The sequence below is a fragment of the Algoriphagus chordae genome (assembly GCF_003254055.1).
Classification (GTDB): Bacteria; Bacteroidota; Bacteroidia; order Cytophagales; family Cyclobacteriaceae; genus Algoriphagus; species Algoriphagus chordae.
Window position 1 is genome coordinate 1 of sequence record NZ_QKZT01000030.1, and the last position, 18052, is coordinate 18052.

Genomic DNA, 18052 nt, shown 5'->3' on the forward strand with positions numbered 1-18052 from the left:
TAAGTCTTGACGGTATTCTTACTGATATCCAGCATACGGGCGATTGTCTTGACTCCCTTTCCCTGCCTGTTAAGTATGATCATTTGTTTTATCTGACTCATAGGTTTAGGTTTTCCAGCCATTGGATTATAGTTAGCGGTTATCGAAAATGTCCGCTAAAAAACCAAAACCATTGATCAGAGGGGTCAATATGCTCCGGAATCTCAACCGTGGGGGTCAACATGCTCCGGAATACCACCGAAAATCTATCCTAAAGGGGTCAACATGTGCCGGAATGTCAGTCGAATCCTGCCTGTAAAGGCACTTTCACTTCTTGAAAACATTCCGGATTGGAGGGGTCAGCATGCTCCGGAATATCCAATTGATGAGAGGGATGATTTAGGGCTTTTCAAGTAATCTGTAAAAGTATAATTCCTATTGAGTTGACTGCGCATATTAGCCTTCACAATCCTTCTGTTATATTAAAATATGGAGGCAGGGAGGGTAACAGCAGTTTCATCGTTAGTGCTAGGCAGGCGACGAAAACCTAGTTGTTAGCGAGATGTTTTTCTTTTTTAATTTAAGGAAGTCTTGATTTCAGGAACTTAATTTGTCCGTTATGATTGGACATGTGTTCGCAAGCGTGAAACCAGCGCCAAAACTTACTGATTGGCCTTTCTGATGTAAATGCTCTTCTCGACGATTTTTCTTTTTTTTCATATCTGTCAATAAGGTTTCTAACTCTCGCTATCGGTTGGTGTATGGTGTGTATCCCGAAGGCTATGCAATATAGTTCCCATGATATAATCCAGTTCGTTTTAAGATCAGAACCAAAAAAAACATATCATGGACACCGATGTTTACCCTAAGTTATTCAATGGTGTTGATGTGCACAAACCTCAGTGGAGCGTTTCCATCTTTACCGTCAACTGTTACCATAAAACTTTCAGCCAGACACCTGATCCCAAAGCCTTGAAATCTTATTTTTATAAGTTTTCCCGAAACAAACGGTCATCTGTTGATATAAAGCCTGTATGCTCGAGGTTTGGATCTATCGTGAGCCAAAGACTTTAGGATATGAATGCCTGGTGATTAATCCCGCTGAACTTCCAACTACCAATAAAGAAAGTAGTGATCCTGTGGATAGCCGCAAAATGGCCAAATCCATTCTGGAAGCATTGTTAGGTGGAATCCAGGTTCCAACCCTAGAAACGGAAGGGGACCGCCAACTTTTCCGCTATCCCAAAAGGCTTTGGACAGACTTGGTCCGGGAGAAAAACAGAATCAAAGACAAACTACTTCAAAACGGAGTAGAAATGCTTCTGAAATATACCCTTTTGGACAAAGAATGAACTTCCACTATTTTTCTTTCGAACCAATTTTTGCTCCATTAGTATGATATATAATGGTAAATCCATCTATAATTTCAGAATCTGTATTTTCATACTGTTTTCGGGTTTTTATTCTCTTCAAACCATTTTACAATTGATGGCATATTTCGCTCAAAACCCCCAGGAATAAAGAAGTTAAGAATGCCACACCTTTTATTTGTTCTATTAGCGAAATCATGTGTAGTCTTAGCTGGGATTCTTAAAAAAGTGCCTTTCTCTACATCTACCCATTCTTCACCAACTAAAATAGAAGTAATTCCTTCTATACCATAAAATATTTCGTCATTGTCATCATGTGAGTGTATACCCGGTCCTTCAGAATTGGGTTGAAGCCACCATTCTGAGATACTGTATTTGCATGCGGTTTCAGTTTCGTCTGCCTTGAAGACAGCTGTCATTGTCCCACAGTTATAAATCCTACCTTCTCCACTTTTTAGAAGAATTTTGTCCGTTTCACTATTCTTATATTTCATTTTTGGTTGTAATTAACTTTTTTGTTTTTGAATTCAATTCGAAGTTGTTTTTTTATTTGGCTGCCTTCATTAAACACATAAACATCACATGCTGAAACAAATCCAACCCGTTTGCTATCTCCTAAAAAATTCTCCCGCGTGTCCCTAACCTAAATCGAAATCTTTTTTAAGTCAATTAGTTATTTCTGTAGCTTTTGCGACTAGGACTCCATTATTGGTAAATCCTTTTTCCTCAGCTAGTTTTTGAAGATCTTCAGCGGTTTTACCTTCTATGTTATTGATGTATGTTTGGAATGACATCATTATTGATTTTTAGTTTTAATATCTCCTATTTTTATATATTTATAGTTTGTGATTCACGCTCATCTTTTCATGGTTTTCACGGGGTCAATTTCTATCGATTTACTCGAAACCGCATACTTGTAATTTGGGTTGTTGAAATAATTTCTATCCGTTCAAGTTCAATAGGCTGACAGCCCAAATGGTCAATAAGTCTTAACCCGTTCCCAAAAATGACAGGATAAACATGAAGGACTAGTTCATCCACTAGGCCTAATTCAAGACCTTGTTGAGCAATGCTATGACCCAATATTGCAACATTTTTTGCTCCTGCTTCCTTCTTAGCTTTTTCAATTACTTTTTCTATTCCGTCAGTAATAAAGTTAAATGTCAATGGGCCTACAGTGAGCGGTTCACGGGCATTGTGGGTTACAACGAATTGTAGAATTTGTAGACCCCCATACGGAAGAGCATCAGCAGTAACGTTGTTGTTTCTAAAGTCCTTGTTCCCAAGAACTACTGCTCCTAACTCTTGCATAACTCGATTTCCCATATCATCAGATTCGTCAGCCTCATGCTTGAAAATCCAATCCCAATCTTCTTCATTCGGCTTTGCAATAAATCCGTCAAGGGACATTGTCAAGTGAATTACTACTTTTCCCATAAAATTTAATTTATCAATTTTCCATAACTCTTATTGTCATCTAAGGCCTTCATCGAACTTATAAATTTCCATTCCTTTTATATGTCTACTTGAATATGTTAAATCAAATTGTTGGAATAAAAAATGGTTCCCATCCAATATTTTCATTTCTTGTTCACCAATTACTTCGTCTCCTTGAATTTTCCACTTACCGATTAATGGATATAAGTCTTTTATACTATTCATTGCACTTGGATACTGAAGTTCTTGTCTCCTTTAATTAACACCAATTTCTTGTAGGTGCTGTTAGCGGTTCGTTGTTTTTATTCAACAAGTTTCTTTAATCCGTTTATTACTGTCGCCCAATTTTCAGCCGAATGTTTAGCTTTTTCTTCGTCATAATTGGATTGTGTAATTGTTAGTTCTGTTCCTGCTTCAATGGGTTTTACTTTGAAAGTAACCAACAGGTAATTTTCAGGTTTGTCATCCAAACCACTCCAACTGCTTAAGTAGCTATAAGAGAGTTTATCATTTTGTATAAATTCTAAAACTACTCCTTTGTCTACATAGGTTGCTCCTTCATGCTCACCTGTCCATAAGATTTTACTTCCAACAGTCCAATCCGTTTCTTGATTTGAACCGAAGAAATATTGTTTTACCAATTCAGGATTGATTAATGCATCCCATACTTTTTCTATAGGTGCTTTTATTATTGTCTGGTAATTTGATAGATGCCTTGTTTGCATATTTTCCTGTTTTATTTTTTTTGTCAAATAGTTTGCTTTTTAGTCGGTTGTGTCCTCAGTTACAATGACCGCCACATGCTTATAACTGCTCCTTTGATTGAATACAATACGAAGTTATTCTTTGAATTTGATTCGCATCATTAAATTCATAAAGATCACAAGCAGAAACAAACGAAATCCGTTTGCCATCTCTTAAAAATTCTGCCATTCCGTTAATTACAACTTTATTGCCGTCAGCTATGATATTGTGTGTTTTGAAGTCTGTCGTTACTGACTTGAAGTAGCTTTCAACTTGTTCACAATGGTCAATAATAGCTTGTTTACCTGAGAATTTGTCTTCTTCGATTACAATCCATTCTGCATTTTCAGCTATAAAATCGTAGGTGATTTCAAATTCCCCATTTGAGAATGCCTTTGCAATTTCTGTTTTTGTCATTCTGTCAAGTTTCATTTGGTATGGTTGTTTTCTATACACTAAGGTTTATTTTAATGTCATCAACCAATTCAGGTAGTCCGTTTGCAAATGCATGGTCTGTTCCGTTTAAAACTCTTACGGTCGCATCTGGCATTGCCTTTTTATAAAAATTAAAATGTTTGAAAGGGACAATTGTATCGTCTTTACATTGATAGAGAAAAATCTTATTCACTTGTTTGAGTTCGTTTTCAAAATCATCCTTGAGTACAAATTCGTCCACATCCCAACCGTTTTTTCCCCATAATGGTGTGGCAACCAAATACAGTGCTGAAATCAAAATAGTTGGCTTTTCTTCTGAAATGAATTTAAGCAGCATTGAAGCTCCCAACGAATGCCCGATAAGGATTGTAGGCTGGTTCTTTTTCTTAAACTCTTTTGTGAAAAGATTTTTCCACATTTGATAAGTTGGAGCTTCTGGGTCAGCAATTATTGGGTAAAGTATTTCAAATTCGTTTCCCAATTCATTTTTTAAGTACGTTACTAAATCAAAACTTCCTTGTCCTACGCCACCTTGCCCACCACCACTATGAGCGAATAAAATTTTTATTGGTTTCATCGTTTACTTTTCTTGGTAATTAATCATCCAATTGATGCCATATTTGTCTGTAAAACTTCCGTAATACGCACCCCAAAACATATCTTGAATTGGCATTTCTACTTTACCATCACTAGAAAGTTCATCAAACAATCGTTGTGCTTCTTCTTTTGAATCGGGTTCGAGTTGGATATGCATATTATTTCCTTGTGTCAGTGTGAATCCCATTTCTTTAGGTGCGTCAGTCCCCATTAAAATGTATCCGCCAAGTAATGGTAGTTCAATATGTAAGACCATCTTTTTTACTGGTTCTGCAATGGGTGGGTGGTTCGGGTCGGTAGGAAGGTCTTCAAATCGTTTGATACCATTAATAAAATCTGTTTTAAAAACTGATTTGTAGAAATTGAATGCTTCTTCAGTGTTACCCTGAAAATTTACATAAGTTGATACTCTTGCCATATTGTTTGATTTGTTTTGTTTGCGAAGTTTGAATTGTGCTTGAATGTACTGGTCTAGGTTTTCCATAGCCATGGTAAAACCCTCTTTAAATCCCATTTCAATAATTTTCTCTAAGTCAGAAAGACTCTCGTATTTGGCAGTAATGGTTACAAACGTGTTCTCTCCATTTTCATTGAACTCATTAGTCCATTGTGTGCGGGGCATTGCTTCGTTAACTATGCCGTTTTCATCACAGAATGCATCTAAGCCTGAAAACATTGACTGATGTACAATTTTGATGTAATCATTTTTACACCAATGACATTCTTGCGGGTTTTTACTTTCGGCATTGTACATTTCATAAAGCCACATTCCGCCTTCACGAAAATCCATTGATTTCGTTCTTGTTTTATAGGGTTTAGGTGCCCACCATAAGTCAAGAATTTCGGGATTTGTCCAAGCTTCCCAAACCAATTCAAGGTTTGCTGCAAATTCACGTTCTACATTAACAGTGTTCTTTTCCTTATTGACTATGAAGTCGAATTTTAAGTTTGGGTTCATTTTTCTTTTGATTTTAATTGTTCTAAAACTGTATCCAATTGGTCAAAGCGCTTTGCAAGTAATTTCTTAAACTGTTCCAGCCATTTTTCTATGTCTTTCATCTTGTCTGCATTTAAGTGATAGTGAATTTCCCTGCCTTGTTGCTCATGCGTTAGTATTTCACACTCAGTAAGTATTCGCAAATGTTTTGAAACAGCCTGTCTGCTTGAATCAAAATGTTCGGCTATGGCATTGGGGGTCAAAGCACCAACAGCCAAAAGCATAATAATGGCTCGTCTTGTTGGGTCTGCAATAGCTTGAAAAACATCTCTACGCATAATTATATGGGTTTATAAACCATTACAACAATGCCGCAATCAAACTTTTGTACATCATCAAGATTAAATTTCTGCATTTCGGACAACTCTTTAAAAATAGGCATTCCACTTCCGATGGCTGAAGGATTTACAAACAAATGCAACTCGTCTATAAGCTTGTTTTTGATGAGTGAAGAAACAAACTCACCACCACCATAAGCAATAATGTCTTTGCCTTGCAGATTCTTTAAATAAGTAATTTCTTCGACCAAGTCGCCTTTAGCAATTTCGGTGTTGTCCCAAATTGATTGATCAAGTGTTTTAGTAAATACAATTTTTTGTGTGGTAGCGTACTTAACACCGCCCTCATACTCTGGATTGTTGGGGTCTTTAGCGACATTTGCCCAATGCGGAATAAAACCTTCTGCCAATTTTCTTCCTAAAATAATTGTGTCTACAGGTTCAGTTATCTCTCGTACATAGTTTGTAATGTCCCCTGACCAGGGAAATTTCATCCAATCCATTTCTCCGTTTTGTCCAGAAATGAACCCGTCTATGGTCATTTGGACTTGTAATTTCAATTTTCTCATTTTTCTATTTTAATCAAATTGCGAAACCATTTGATTGCAAATATATGTGCAACTTTTCGGTTTCGCAATATCGCTGTAACTTTTTTTAAATGGATTTAGGGAGAAATGGTATTGTCGTTGCGACAAGTGGTCGTTACATTAATCGATAACGCTCCCGGCTATGAGAGTTGCATGGTTTAACACTTAGCTTTGAAAGTATATTCCAAGCTGAAAATCTGCCAAGATTTTCTAATATAGGAGAGAATGAGCAATTATTTAAAGTCATTGTTTGTAGCATTGCTCTTTCTTTCAAACTTGATGAACATTTGATTAAAATTAATAATCATCACATCAAATTTTTTAATGAGATCTTGCCCAATATTACCGTAAACAGTTTCGCTGTCTTTAATCTCTTCTTTTAACAAACTTACGTTTTCAAGCTTTATGTATTCTTCCCCAACTATTAAGGAGTAATCAATTGTATATCCCTCAAATTCCTTTTTTCCTCCTGCACCTCCAAAGCTAATTTTTTCAGGTTTATACTTTTCATCTATATCTTTTTTATTCTCATCATAATATTTTTTATACAATACGGTTTGGTCTGCGCCTGTATCGAATGTAAAATGCTTATTGTTTATGTAAATAAGTGGAATTAAACCATTCATTGCCATATTAGAATTCCCGGGAGGCGTTGATTGTACTTGTGGGACAATAAGTTCATTATTTTGAGTTATTCTTATTTCTTTTAGAGCCTCAAAAATTGGAAAGCCTAAAATGCCATTGATTTTATAATTAATTTGCGGAAACGACAAGGCTTCATCTGGTAATACCAAAAAAATGGCGTGGGTTATTTCAATATTTCCCAGTGACAATTTTTCACAAACGGCTAATTGACCCAGTACTTTATCCCCTGTAATGGTCCCCACTTCTACTTCAACAGGGATAATTTCCATATTCAATCTTTTGGCAACAGATTGAGTAGTGGTAGATAAATTAGCTCCAGTATCAAAGATAAAATTCAGAGAATCTTTATTGGTAAATACTTTCAATGTACTCAATCCTACTAAATCTTTTTCCATTTTGATGATGGAATTTTCATTTATATCTGTTTTTTGTTTTGGAGTATTTTCTAGTGCGGCCCAAATTTTAAGTGTATTCTCATAACTGCTCATTTCCTCATCATCCAAATAGGATTTGTATTCGCTTAAAATCGTTTGTATAGCATTTTTTGCTTTTTTATAGTTGTACATTTTTACAGCATTATCACTTCGTATACTATACAGCTGGAACTTTAATGAATCTGGTATATTATTTTCCCCAGTCAATAAGGCGTTAAGATATGAATCAGATTCTTCCAATCTATTGAAGGCGTTGTATAAAATCGTCTCAAAATATTGCTGATATGGTTTTGATAAAGTACTCTTGTTTGATTCATAGAACTTTTTTGCCTCAAAATAATTGTTTTCTTCAATCAAATTATAAATCTCTTTAAAGACATTTTCATTGTTCGTTTTACAAGAATTTATACATATTAAAATTCCTAATACGGCAATTATTCTTAGAATATTCTTCATTTTTTTCATTGTTCAATACATTGCGGCCTATGTTATTTCATATGATAAGGCGAGTTTTAGGTGGAAGCTTTGGCAATCCAGCATTTTGCAATAGCAATAGTGGGAAGTGATAGTGTACTGATTAGCTGTAGGAAATGGCGACTCCACTAGATTTTCACCTGATATGCCTTTGTTTTTTATGTTTTGAAACATAATGATAATTAGACTTGGTAGCTGTATTATATGCTGTTTTGGCAGCTAGCCTTTCAGCCTTTTTTGTCCATAACTAATTGATTTAAGATTTTAAATCAGTTGCAGACTTTTCACTTCCGTCCATATACATTGGAAAGGACTGATGTTGATGTATTATTTTCCATTTTCCGTTTATTTTCTTTAAACAAAGTGTTTCTCTAAACCAGGTGTCCGTTTCCGTGTTGTCCGTACGTGTTCCTGTTAAATGCTCAAGACTATGAAGAAAGGCAATATCATTTCCACATGTTATCACCAATTCTTTTGTTTCTAACCTGATTTCATTTTTCCAAGTTGAAAACCATATTTCAATATCATTATCACCTGAAGAGTCCTCATTTTTTTTGAAACTCAATGGTGGTGCCAACAAAAACATCACACAATTATCTGAAAATGCGTTATTGGTTGCTTCTACGTTCTTTTCCCTAATTGCCTGTGTTAGTCCTTCTTTTAATTTTTTAATTATTTCAATTTCGAATTTCTCGTTGCTCATTTTTTTTAAGTTTATTGCCTGTAAGAATTTCAATATTAAGTATTAATGTATTGCCGACCTTTATTTAGCCTAATGCCAATGTGTTTGTCTATGAACTTTAACGTGTTTTAGTACAAACCTCTTCAAATGTAAACTGACTTTGTGAAATCTACAGGGTTTTTCAAGTGAGAACCACCAAGGTATGGCTACAGCTTTGTAAGCAGTTTTTATTTAATTCGTTTTTTAATGAGTATTATTTGTCCAAGATGATAATATGTGTGTTCAATCATTGCGTCAATATTTCTGTAATAAGTCCCATATTGTTTATCTACAAAATCCGACAATATTTTTTCTTCTGACATATTTTCAACAAGTTCTATAAATTCATCTGCGTCAAGACAAAACTTACTTACTAAATTTTGCCAATCTTCTTCAGATTTTATGGGGGGGTAATCAAAACTATATTTGTCTCGTATATCGAGTGTTCCGCCTTTTAAAACTTTTTTCACGCCAGCTATATAGTAATCAATGTGAAAAGTCAAATCAGCAATAGTGTTAAAGTCATCTATTTTTTGAGTTGCTTGTTCCCAATCAAGGTCAATTATTTGTTCTTTGAAATTTGTACCTAAAACCCATTTTCCTTCAGTGAAAATTTCCTTTAGTCGGTTAGCTAAGTATTCGTTTAATTTCATATTTGATTAATAACTTTATTTATGCGGTTTTCTTAATTTCTGACTAACGAACCATTAAACAATTAAGATTCAGCTGTTTTTAGGCCCAGATCGTCTTCTGTGAGACCTAATTTATCGATTTGCTTCTTTTTCCTTTTAACTAATCCTAACTTTTTCTAATCTAAAAAGAGATAGCCTTCCGGGTTGATGTAAGGCACTCCTTTGACCACCAAATTCCAGATAATGACGGCCAGTTTTCTCGCTGTGGAACTTCTCGCTGAAACTCTTCCTTTTCGGAAGTTGATCCGGTGGAAAAAGTCTCACAAGGGGATGGAATCTTTAAGATTCCCGATGGCATTTGCTGCATGACACAGTGCTATTTTGAGACGGTTGCTTCTTTTTGGGACTTTATTTGAGAGAACCTTGCCTCCGCTGACCTTTTTGTTGGGAGCCAGACGCAGCCACCTGGCAACATGCTTGGCGGTTTTGAATTTTCTGATCCCTTCCAACCCAACTTCGCTCATTAATTCTAAGACAGTGGAATAACCCATACCTTCAATGGCCAACAAATCTGTCCCTTCAAACATCTGATAGGATCTCAGATTCAAATCGATGTGTTTGGACGTATTTTTATTCACTCTTTTGTGTGGCTTTGGTTCAAGATGATGCTGCCTCTTATTATCATCCGAATTGATGATCTGCTTTAGCATGTTATCAATTTCCATGTCACACTGTTCAATTTTATATTGATTTTGTTCATAAGTTTCCAATCCTGCTGCAGGGCAAAAAGGTAATCCTTACCAACATTACTCGGTAAAGCACTGGATATTTCTTCTTCATTTTTCCTGCAGTTCCCCTGATGTAAATAGGTTAATTTTGATGAATCCACCTCCACTTCGCAGTTCGAAAGGATGATCAGAAGCCCTGTAAGTTTACAGATATCTTTCACCGCCACCTCAAGTCTCAAATTCATCAACCGGGCGACTACCGACGTCAATAGCTGCTGCCTGCAGGTTGACGACTTCCATTGAAATAGATTCGTGTTCCATATAAATGAGAATTTAAGATACTCTCCGAGGATGTGCTTTTGGCAAGATAATATTCTGAACAGTCTGTCCCGATAGCAAAGTGTATCGGGAGGGTTACCGAAATATCGGTGCCGCCACTTAAGTAATCGCAAGAATCCCAATCAAGATTGCGACCGTGCTTCCCGATCTCTCAGGAGCAGCAATTGAGAAATCGGGATTCCACACAACGGACTTGGCTATAAGTAGTTGCGTTGTTTAGCACATAACTTAGCAATTACACACCGCACTGAAAACCCGCGCGAATTTTCGTAAGTAGGCGAGTACTAGCCATTACTTATTCAGTGTTGGCATTTCGTTATTTTTTTTCTAACCTTCTAAATCCGTAGAAAATAAGACCGCAACAAATCAATAATCCAAGCATCGCAGGTGTCAATATTGATTTTCCTGACTCTCCTGCATTTTGAATACTCCACACCATTTTACCTGTTGCCATAAGAACAACTACCGCTATGCCTATTATTACACTTCGTTTCCAAAAAGCTAATCCTAAAGCAATTAATGAAATAGGAATTGTTAGGGTCAGTAGCTGTTTGCTCAGATTCCATTCTCCGTATAGATAATCTTTCTCAAATTTTAAAAAATCAATTACACTCTCACTCACAATCTCAGGCTTGGGAAACCAAAACATACTTGTGAACAGGGCAAATATGGAAATCATCATACCTGTAAAACTTTTTCTGTAGGCGAAATAGCAAAATGGAAGCAAAAACAAAGGTCGTAAATACCAACTCCATTGATTATGATGTCGTTCAAAAACCCAATCAAAGAACGGTTTGTTAGTCATTGAAATCACAATGAAAGTAATTGTCAGGATTAAAAATATGCCTCCTATCAATAAATCTTTATTTCTGCTTTTCATCTGTTTTATTTAATGAATGACAACGATTATTGAATGTTGCGTTTGCCTGCCAAGGGCGGCATATGCAATATACAAATTGTGAGTGCTTGCTCCTTATTTCAACAAAGCAGGAAGGACATAGTCTCTGAATATTTCCAGTGATTGATTTGTTTTCCCATTTCTGTAATTACCTGCTGTAATCACTGCTACAACTTCTAACTCAGGTACTACAAAAATAAATTGCCCTCCAGCTCCTCTTGCTTCGATTGATTTAATAGACTTCCCATCTACCATATAGGTATGATGGTACCAAAAATAGCCATATTCATCTTTATCTTGGAAATCCTGAAGTTTTGTATGTTTTTTAAAAGACTCTTGTATCCAACTTTTAGAAATTATTTGCTCTCCGTTCCATGTTCCTTCATTAAGATACAGTTGCCCAAACTTGAGCATATCTCTTGGCGTTAAGCTTAAACCACCTCCGAAATAAGGTATAATCCCTGTGTCGTCCGTATTCATGACATAATTAGTAATTCCTAAAGGAGAAAAAAGCTTTTCGTGCATATAAAATTCTAAAGGAATGTCTAGTCGATTATGTAAATAGATCCCTAGCAAAAATGGATTTGCAGAGCCATAATCGGTATATGTACCTGGTTCATGTACCATTGGCGCCTCTAAAACTGTTTTTAACCACGGGTCATCAGATTCATTCTGGTAGTATCCTTCATAGGCTTTGTTATTTACATCCAACCCGGAACTCATCGTCAATAAATGTTTGATAGTAATTTTAGCTTTTAAGGAATCCTTTGTGTACTGATAGTCATATGGTATAAAATCATATAGTTTCTCGTCAACACTTTCAATAATGTTATTGTCTATGGCAATACCTATGATGGCAGACGATATACTTTTAGAGGCAGAACGGGTATTGTGTGTAGTATTGACATCAAAACCAGCGAAGTATTTTTCGTACAAAATTTTACCATTTCTCGCTATTAGAACACCCTCAACACCTACCAAACTATCACGTTGAATGTCTGTTTGCATTTGTGGCAAGTCCAATCGATTTTCTGATAATTCCCAACCATCATTTATTTTGATTTCATTATCCACTGTATTCAAATTTTGCTTTCTCTCCATTTCATTTTTCTTCAATATTACTTCAGCTATGAAATTTCCTGCGATACCAACATCAAATACCATCTCCAAGGGCATAATCTGACCTTCAAATTCAAAACCTGTCGGATAATCTTTAAATGATATTTTGTTTTTTTCTTGTTTAAAATCATTGACCCAAAATGATCCAAGCATAGGATATATGGTATACCCATTGTCATTTACTTCTTCGATGCTTAGTCTTATGTTTTTAGGATTTAAATGATGTAACATCATAAAACTTAACTCACCTGTATAATGATTTCCTTCTCTGGATAGTTTAATGGGATATAAGTTTCTTTGTAATCCTATAAATCCATTTATTGTTGATTTATTTTTATTGACGATGCCACTAAACGTAATGTCGTCATCCAGGTCTAGCTTGATTTTGTTATCAAATTTGAATTTTTCGACAATAAGATCTTTTTTTCGTGAGAGCCTAAAAATTGCCTCCTCTCCTTTCAATTCAATTGTGATATCTAACTTTAAATCATAAGTTTCTGTAAGTTTTCCAGTCCATTCGCCTATCAAGTCTTCATCACTTATTTGCGGTTGAGCACAATTAAATAAAGACATTGATAAAAAGAATAATAAACAGCTTCGGTATTTAAACATAATATTAGTTTTATCTCAGTCCAAAATTAGCATATGGGTTTTATTAAAAATTGTATCAAATTAACATCAGTAATTTTTTGTTACTATTTTGCGATAAGTATTAGGGTTCATATCAAAAACAGAATTGAACACACGGTTAAAATGACTTTGATCTGAAAAACCTGCTTGGTGGGCAATATTTGTCAATGTGTTTTTTCTGTCAAGGATTAAAGGAAGTGCTTCTTTGAGCTTATGTTGCCTAATGTATTCCCCAAGACTGACGGAAAGATACTTGGGCACAGCTCTTGAAATATGTGCCGGATGAACCCCGAGCTGTTCTGAGAGGTGTTTTAAACTGAGGTCAAATTTGTCATAGTGTATAAGTTCTTTTAATAGTTCGACCCAATCCGGAACTTTCTGTGTGCGACTTGCATTTTTTGAGTCACTCAGGGCATCACAAATTTGTAATAACAATAGCTCAATAGTTATTTTACTATATGCATCGTTTTGTAAAAACTCGTAGTATAGCTTAGCAAAAAGAAAATGAACCTTAGGTTGCTGTATCAATGCACTGCCTTCAAATAACGCCAGATTTACATCATTATTTTTAAGCCAACTTCGCTCAAATTCAAGATGAAATCCTGCGGCATCGCCAGAGTGCTTAGAACCATAATGTATCTCTTGCCAATTGGTGAACATCAAGCTTCCCGGTGGACATAACGTTTTTACTTTCTTATTACAATCCATCATATTTCCGTTAAGAATGTACCAGAAATAAGGGTTTTCGTGATAGTGCCAATCCGTCGGTCTGCCTGTATTATAATTATATTGGGACAGTACAATCCCGTCCAATGATTTTTCCAAATCTTTAAGTCCGTAGTATTGACCTTTGGATAATATCTTCATGTTGGCACTACTTGCACATAACGGTAAAGTATAAGCATCGTGCGGGATTACGAGAGATTCACTGTCCACCCAACACTAAGCTTTGATAAAAGCCAAAATACTCAATTTTAGCCAATCAGCCCGCATTTGTTTATACAATTGTGTGTGCCCAGCATGGGCATCTGGTATTGCTTACGCAGGTTGACAGCAATAGCTTCAGCTATCCCAGTAACTTTTTATCCTCCTCATCCATAGGTATAAAGTTGATATCTAAATAACCTCCACTGGCATTGTCATCGCTCACTACTTGGGGTTTTCCATTGATTAGTTCTACCGAATTTTGATGGGTATGTCCTGCAAAGACGCCTAATAGGTTTGGTGCATTAAATACTTCCTTGTGAAAATTAAATGTCGTTTTGGTATGTCCGCTTTCTGGCCATTTAGGCCGCCTTTCTATTTCAAAATTGCGGTCCGTAGCAGCTCCCCAGTTAGGGTTTCCACAACCAAAATAAATCATTTTTCCTGGAGCATACATCGGAATGTGCACGAGTAATACCAGTGGCATTTCACTGGCAACCTGTTCTCTAAAAAAGGCCAACTGTTGCTCATTGATTTGGTAGGTAGAATTATCAATCGCCAAAAATCGTATTCCTTTGATATCATAAGCAGACATTAAAGGATTATTACCTTGATATAAGGGCAATAGCCGCTTCTCAATCCAACTGTCCCGCAAAGACTCCATGGAACCTTCCATTCCTTCATAATGCCAATCATGGTTTCCTGCGCTATAAATGTAGGGGATACCGGTTTCCTTTATTTTAGATAGCACCCATTCTATGGCTGCTTCAGAGGGGAAACTGAAAATATCCCCATTCAAAATAATTGCATCTGCATTTACCTCTTTTGCAAAGGCCAGCGTTTGTTCGAAGGATTCCTCTGGATTCGTTTTTATGCCTGTTTGAAAGTGAGTGGTTTGGTTATAAGCCTTTGCCATTCGATTGCTATATTCTTGGTAAGCAATTCCTCTTTCATCATCGGTAAAAAGATGTGTGTCGGCAATATGGACCACCCGTAGCGACTCAGTGATTAGCTCAGCGTAAAAGCTTACATTTTGTTGTTCTATAGTTAGCGCTGTTTTAATCGGTTCGCTTGGGTTCTTTTGTTTGGTTGTTGCAAAGGAGGTTTTGGACAGTCCAAGTCCCATTAAGGCTGTGGTGCTTTTTTTAAAAAATGAGCGGCGTATCATCAGGTGTGTTTTTTGGATTTAAAACTATAGAACAATAATACCCAAATATCCTTAGCAGGTAGTCCCATTCAATATGTTTTTGTTAAGACTGAGGGCAGACTGGCACATAACCAAAATTAGCTGTTCATTTCTTCTGACTATAATTTAAAGGGTGTAAATGGTATTACCCAAAAAATAGAATTTGAGAAGTAAGATTTCCAATCTTAATGGCTGCTTAGCAGTATTGGAGACATAAGATTAAGCCTTATATAGACGAACTAGATCCCTTTTGGAACTGACATGCCCAAAATGGGGTTTTTCAGACCAAACACATTATTTCATGGCTAAGAAAGCAGAGCGTAAAGTGACCATGGCACAGGTCTTTAAGACTATTATTTGGCCAAGGAGAAAGCAATTATTTTTAGGGTTGTTTCTGATCATCATTTCCCGTCTAGCCAGTTTGGTGCTGCCTGGAGCAAGTAAAATCCTCATCGATGATGTCATTCCTTCCAATGATATGACCATGTTGAAATGGCTGATCGGAGGAGTAGTATTGGCTATCGTAGTGCAGTCGGTGACATCTTATGCATTGACCCAGATACTGAGTGTAGAGGCTCAGAACCTCATCTCTAAGCTAAGGTCTCAGGTTCAGGCACATATCATCAAACTTCCTATCCGCTTTTTCGATAATGCGAAAACAGGTGAGCTGGTATCCCGAATCATGACTGATGTGGAAGGAGTTCGAAATCTGGTTGGAACAGGCTTCGCACAGATGATCGGAGGAATTCTGACTGCAGTGATCTCCTTATTTCTATTGATCAGCATCAGCCCCATGATGACACTTTACGTGTTGCTTCCTGTGGTAATCTTTGGATTGGTCTCTCTAAAGGCATTTGGAAGAATCCGACCAATCTTTAGGGAGCGTGGAAAAATCAATGCACAGGTGACTGGCAGATTGACCGAGACACTGGGAGGAATTCGGGTCATCAAAGGCTTCAATGCCGAGCAGCAGGAGATAAATACCTTTGCCAAAGGCGTAGATGATCTTTTCCAGAATGTAAAAGCAAGTTTGACAGCTACGAGTTTCGTGACTTCAGCGGGAGCGCTGCTCTTGGGTTTGGCATCCGCTGGAATTATGGGAATGGGTGGGTATATGATAATGCAAGGAGAGATGACCTTTGGAGATTTTCTGGCGTTCACACTTTACTTGGGTTTTATGATCGCGCCAATCGTGCAGATGTCCAATATTGGGTCTCAGCTTACGGAGGCTTTTGCGGGTTTGGATAGGACAGAGGAAATTATGAATACTCCGCTGGAGGCAGATGATCGCACCCGAACGCTGGCTCTCAAGGAGTTTAGAGGAGACATTCAATTTGATAATGTATCATTTGCTTACGAGGAAGATAAGGAAGTGATTAAGGGCGTGAGTTTCCATGCGCCTGCTGGTTCGGTAACCGCCTTGGTGGGAACTTCTGGCTCTGGGAAAACAACTATCGCTGGACTTGCTGCTACTTTTTTGAGCCCAGATTCGGGTACAATCACCTTGGATGGAAATGATCTACAGACAATAACTCTGGATTCCTTTCGCTCTAAACTTGGAGTGGTGCTTCAGGATGATTTTCTGTTTGAAGGGACGATCAGAGAGAATATTCTGTTTCCTAGACCAGATGCAAGTCTTGAAGATTTACAAAATGCAGTAGTAGCAGCTCACGTGCAAGAGTTTACTGATCGATTTGAGGATGGTCTGGATACGATGATCGGAGAAAGGGGAGTGAAGCTCTCTGGCGGACAAAGACAGCGTATAGCCATCGCCAGAGCAATCCTGGCAGACCCTAGGATTTTGATTCTGGATGAGGCTACTTCCAATCTGGATACAGAGTCTGAGACCTTGATTCAGGCGAGTTTGAAGGAGTTGATGAAAGGCAGAACGACCTTTGTGATTGCTCACCGCTTAAGTACCATTCGCCAGGCTGATCAGATTTTGGTCGTGGAAAAAGGTGATATCGTCGAGCGTGGCAAGCATGATGAATTGATTGCCTTGGAAGGGAGATATTATCAGTTGTATACCTATCAGTCGAGGATATAGGGTTGTTAGGTGTCGGATGCTCGATGTCCGGTGCATGTTTGTGGTATCAAGGTGTCCCTTAGCTAATCGTATTTTAGATTTAGAAATCTGAAATACGATCAGCTAGACTTCTTTAGAAAGGTAAAATCCTTTATAAATTCAACTTTACTTTCTAGATATCTTGGGTGTCGTCATTTTTCAAGGATTCTATATCTCCTAAATCTTTGGCTCTGCCCGTTGCTTCTTTATTCTTAATGAATTCTGGAAGGTTAATGAAATTGACCTTGAGTTGGTCAATCGTGGTGCTAATCTTTGACTGATAAGCTTTATTGAATTCAACACCTGAAATTGAATTTAGAATATCAATTCAAAGCGGGGGATAACCAAGTTGAGTGACGTATCCCTCTTTTAAAAAATCTGCGACAGATAATCTTAGAGATCCAAAACCAAAATCATTAATTTTGAAGCGTTTTCTGAATTTGGATTGATCCAAATATCGAGATCGCCCGTGTGTCTAGGTCGGCCATGATAGGCAAGTGCATGGGCTCCAATGATCAAATATTCAACTTTGTATTTGTTGAGCAATTCTATAAAATCAACAAAATCCTCTTCAAATATCATAGTTTTTCGAAATGAACTACCTTTTCAATTTTGGAAGGATAAAAACCATTTGACCAAGTGTAATAATTTTTTCGTAAACGATATACTTCTTTAAGTCTTTCGGAACTTGATTTATTCATCCAAAAAATCACATCTCTCGGATCTTCATCGTCAGCTTTAATATGGTTTGCAACTAATGCTATTTTTCTAACTTTTTCCATTTTATCCAAAATGAGAATACTGGACTAAAATACAATAATTGTGCGTTTTTA

22 protein-coding genes are annotated in these 18052 nt (G+C 36.8%); 2 read left to right on the plus strand and 20 right to left on the minus strand.

Going from position 1 to position 18052, the window contains the following annotated elements:
- Window positions 1–122: helix-turn-helix domain-containing protein (locus LV85_RS22510; RefSeq protein WP_146260420.1), on the minus strand; the 122-nt coding region annotated here is incomplete at its 3' end.
- An 891-nt stretch (window positions 123–1013) separates the two neighbouring features.
- Between LV85_RS22510 and LV85_RS20940 the strand changes: the two genes are divergently transcribed.
- Window positions 1014–1331, plus strand: coding sequence for a hypothetical protein (locus LV85_RS20940; protein ID WP_111323125.1), 318 nt, complete (start codon window positions 1014–1016; stop codon window positions 1329–1331).
- An 89-nt stretch (window positions 1332–1420) separates the two neighbouring features.
- On the opposite strand, the gene LV85_RS20945 is transcribed toward LV85_RS20940, so the two are convergent.
- The 17 genes from LV85_RS20945 to LV85_RS21035 all read right to left on the minus strand — a co-directional run bounded on the left by LV85_RS20945 (window position 1421) and on the right by LV85_RS21035 (window position 15136).
- Complete coding sequence (locus LV85_RS20945) at window positions 1421–1843, minus strand: cupin domain-containing protein (RefSeq protein WP_111323127.1); 423 nt, start codon at window positions 1841–1843, stop codon at window positions 1421–1423.
- 171 nt (window positions 1844–2014) lie between these two features.
- Window positions 2015–2146 (minus strand): hypothetical protein, encoded by a 132-nt coding sequence (locus LV85_RS22390; protein WP_262510147.1) that lies wholly within the window; start codon window positions 2144–2146, stop codon window positions 2015–2017.
- A 91-nt stretch (window positions 2147–2237) separates the two neighbouring features.
- The gene (locus LV85_RS20955) at window positions 2238–2786 is read right to left on the minus strand and encodes a dihydrofolate reductase family protein (RefSeq protein ID WP_111323129.1); all 549 of its coding nucleotides are present in this window, start codon (window positions 2784–2786) and stop codon (window positions 2238–2240) included.
- A 302-nt stretch (window positions 2787–3088) separates the two neighbouring features.
- Window positions 3089–3538 carry an SRPBCC family protein gene (locus LV85_RS20965; RefSeq protein ID WP_146260526.1) on the minus strand — a complete coding sequence of 150 codons (450 nt, stop codon included), beginning with the start codon at window positions 3536–3538 and terminating at the stop codon, window positions 3089–3091.
- Window positions 3539–3590: 52 nt separating this feature from the next.
- Window positions 3591–3962: a nuclear transport factor 2 family protein gene (locus LV85_RS20970; protein ID WP_111323135.1), complete on the minus strand. Its 372-nt coding sequence runs from the start codon at window positions 3960–3962 to the stop codon at window positions 3591–3593.
- 16 nt (window positions 3963–3978) lie between these two features.
- Window positions 3979–4542: an alpha/beta hydrolase gene (locus LV85_RS20975; protein WP_111323137.1), complete on the minus strand. Its 564-nt coding sequence runs from the start codon at window positions 4540–4542 to the stop codon at window positions 3979–3981.
- Window positions 4543–4545: 3 nt separating this feature from the next.
- Window positions 4546–5520 (minus strand): SRPBCC domain-containing protein, encoded by a 975-nt coding sequence (locus LV85_RS20980; RefSeq protein WP_111323139.1) that lies wholly within the window; start codon window positions 5518–5520, stop codon window positions 4546–4548.
- Window positions 5517–5837 (minus strand): ArsR/SmtB family transcription factor, encoded by a 321-nt coding sequence (locus LV85_RS20985; protein WP_111323141.1) that lies wholly within the window; start codon window positions 5835–5837, stop codon window positions 5517–5519. Before LV85_RS20985 ends, LV85_RS20980 begins: the two co-directional genes overlap by 4 nt.
- 2 nt (window positions 5838–5839) lie before the next feature.
- A complete protein-coding gene (locus LV85_RS20990; RefSeq protein WP_111323143.1) occupies window positions 5840–6406 on the minus strand; it encodes a dihydrofolate reductase family protein in 567 nt (188 codons plus the stop codon).
- Between the two features lie 251 nt (window positions 6407–6657).
- Complete coding sequence (locus LV85_RS20995; protein ID WP_158531223.1) at window positions 6658–7959, minus strand: pepsin/retropepsin-like aspartic protease family protein; 1302 nt, start codon at window positions 7957–7959, stop codon at window positions 6658–6660.
- A gap of 274 nt (window positions 7960–8233) precedes the next feature.
- Window positions 8234–8680 carry a YybH family protein gene (locus LV85_RS21000; RefSeq protein ID WP_111323147.1) on the minus strand — a complete coding sequence of 149 codons (447 nt, stop codon included), beginning with the start codon at window positions 8678–8680 and terminating at the stop codon, window positions 8234–8236.
- Between the two features lie 206 nt (window positions 8681–8886).
- Window positions 8887–9351, minus strand: a complete 465-nt coding sequence (locus tag LV85_RS21005; RefSeq protein ID WP_111323149.1) for a DUF1572 domain-containing protein — start codon at window positions 9349–9351, stop codon at window positions 8887–8889.
- A gap of 299 nt (window positions 9352–9650) precedes the next feature.
- Complete coding sequence (locus LV85_RS21010; protein WP_111323151.1) at window positions 9651–10055, minus strand: transposase; 405 nt, start codon at window positions 10053–10055, stop codon at window positions 9651–9653.
- A gap of 658 nt (window positions 10056–10713) precedes the next feature.
- A complete protein-coding gene (locus tag LV85_RS21020; RefSeq protein WP_111323155.1) occupies window positions 10714–11277 on the minus strand; it encodes a hypothetical protein in 564 nt (187 codons plus the stop codon).
- Window positions 11278–11370: 93 nt separating this feature from the next.
- A complete protein-coding gene (locus LV85_RS21025; protein WP_111323157.1) occupies window positions 11371–13026 on the minus strand; it encodes a serine hydrolase domain-containing protein in 1656 nt (551 codons plus the stop codon).
- Window positions 13027–13092: 66 nt separating this feature from the next.
- Window positions 13093–13911 (minus strand): helix-turn-helix transcriptional regulator, encoded by an 819-nt coding sequence (locus LV85_RS21030; RefSeq protein WP_111323159.1) that lies wholly within the window; start codon window positions 13909–13911, stop codon window positions 13093–13095.
- A gap of 199 nt (window positions 13912–14110) precedes the next feature.
- On the minus strand, window positions 14111–15136 hold the full coding sequence (locus tag LV85_RS21035; protein ID WP_111323161.1) for a metallophosphoesterase family protein: 1026 nt from the start codon (window positions 15134–15136) through the stop codon (window positions 14111–14113).
- A 319-nt stretch (window positions 15137–15455) separates the two neighbouring features.
- Between LV85_RS21035 and LV85_RS21040 the strand changes: the two genes are divergently transcribed.
- Window positions 15456–17201 carry an ABC transporter ATP-binding protein gene (locus tag LV85_RS21040; protein ID WP_111323163.1) on the plus strand — a complete coding sequence of 582 codons (1746 nt, stop codon included), beginning with the start codon at window positions 15456–15458 and terminating at the stop codon, window positions 17199–17201.
- Window positions 17202–17612: 411 nt separating this feature from the next.
- Here the strand turns inward: LV85_RS21040 and LV85_RS22270 are convergent, their stop codons facing one another.
- Window positions 17613–17801 carry a hypothetical protein gene (locus LV85_RS22270; protein WP_211318453.1) on the minus strand — a complete coding sequence of 63 codons (189 nt, stop codon included), beginning with the start codon at window positions 17799–17801 and terminating at the stop codon, window positions 17613–17615.
- Window positions 17798–18001, minus strand: coding sequence for a hypothetical protein (locus LV85_RS21050; protein WP_111323165.1), 204 nt, complete (start codon window positions 17999–18001; stop codon window positions 17798–17800). The genes LV85_RS22270 and LV85_RS21050 overlap by 4 nt, the downstream gene beginning before the upstream one ends.
- Window positions 18002–18052: the final 51 nt, after the last annotated feature.

Bases quoted from the DNA above. Each gene is read 5' to 3' on its own strand.
- LV85_RS20940 (WP_111323125.1), top strand. From the start codon at position 1,014: ATGCTCGAGGTTTGGATCTATCGTGAGCCAAAGACTTTAGGATATGAA.
- LV85_RS20945 (WP_111323127.1), bottom strand. From the start codon at position 1,843: ATGAAATATAAGAATAGTGAAACGGACAAAATTCTTCTAAAAAGTGGA.
- LV85_RS22390 (WP_262510147.1), bottom strand. From the start codon at position 2,146: ATGATGTCATTCCAAACATACATCAATAACATAGAAGGTAAAACCGCT.
- LV85_RS20955 (WP_111323129.1), bottom strand. From the start codon at position 2,786: ATGGGAAAAGTAGTAATTCACTTGACAATGTCCCTTGACGGATTTATT.
- LV85_RS20970 (WP_111323135.1), bottom strand. From the start codon at position 3,962: ATGAAACTTGACAGAATGACAAAAACAGAAATTGCAAAGGCATTCTCA.
- LV85_RS20975 (WP_111323137.1), bottom strand. From the start codon at position 4,542: ATGAAACCAATAAAAATTTTATTCGCTCATAGTGGTGGTGGGCAAGGT.
- LV85_RS20980 (WP_111323139.1), bottom strand. From the start codon at position 5,520: ATGAACCCAAACTTAAAATTCGACTTCATAGTCAATAAGGAAAAGAAC.
- LV85_RS20985 (WP_111323141.1), bottom strand. From the start codon at position 5,837: ATGCGTAGAGATGTTTTTCAAGCTATTGCAGACCCAACAAGACGAGCC.
- LV85_RS20990 (WP_111323143.1), bottom strand. From the start codon at position 6,406: ATGAGAAAATTGAAATTACAAGTCCAAATGACCATAGACGGGTTCATT.
- LV85_RS20995 (WP_158531223.1), bottom strand. From the start codon at position 7,959: ATGAAGAATATTCTAAGAATAATTGCCGTATTAGGAATTTTAATATGT.
- LV85_RS21000 (WP_111323147.1), bottom strand. From the start codon at position 8,680: ATGAGCAACGAGAAATTCGAAATTGAAATAATTAAAAAATTAAAAGAA.
- LV85_RS21005 (WP_111323149.1), bottom strand. From the start codon at position 9,351: ATGAAATTAAACGAATACTTAGCTAACCGACTAAAGGAAATTTTCACT.
- LV85_RS21010 (WP_111323151.1), bottom strand. From the start codon at position 10,055: ATGGAAATTGATAACATGCTAAAGCAGATCATCAATTCGGATGATAAT.
- LV85_RS21020 (WP_111323155.1), bottom strand. From the start codon at position 11,277: ATGAAAAGCAGAAATAAAGATTTATTGATAGGAGGCATATTTTTAATC.
- LV85_RS21025 (WP_111323157.1), bottom strand. From the start codon at position 13,026: ATGTTTAAATACCGAAGCTGTTTATTATTCTTTTTATCAATGTCTTTA.
- LV85_RS21030 (WP_111323159.1), bottom strand. From the start codon at position 13,911: ATGAAGATATTATCCAAAGGTCAATACTACGGACTTAAAGATTTGGAA.
- LV85_RS21035 (WP_111323161.1), bottom strand. From the start codon at position 15,136: ATGATACGCCGCTCATTTTTTAAAAAAAGCACCACAGCCTTAATGGGA.
- LV85_RS21040 (WP_111323163.1), top strand. From the start codon at position 15,456: ATGGCTAAGAAAGCAGAGCGTAAAGTGACCATGGCACAGGTCTTTAAG.
- LV85_RS22270 (WP_211318453.1), bottom strand. From the start codon at position 17,801: ATGATATTTGAAGAGGATTTTGTTGATTTTATAGAATTGCTCAACAAA.
- LV85_RS21050 (WP_111323165.1), bottom strand. From the start codon at position 18,001: ATGGAAAAAGTTAGAAAAATAGCATTAGTTGCAAACCATATTAAAGCT.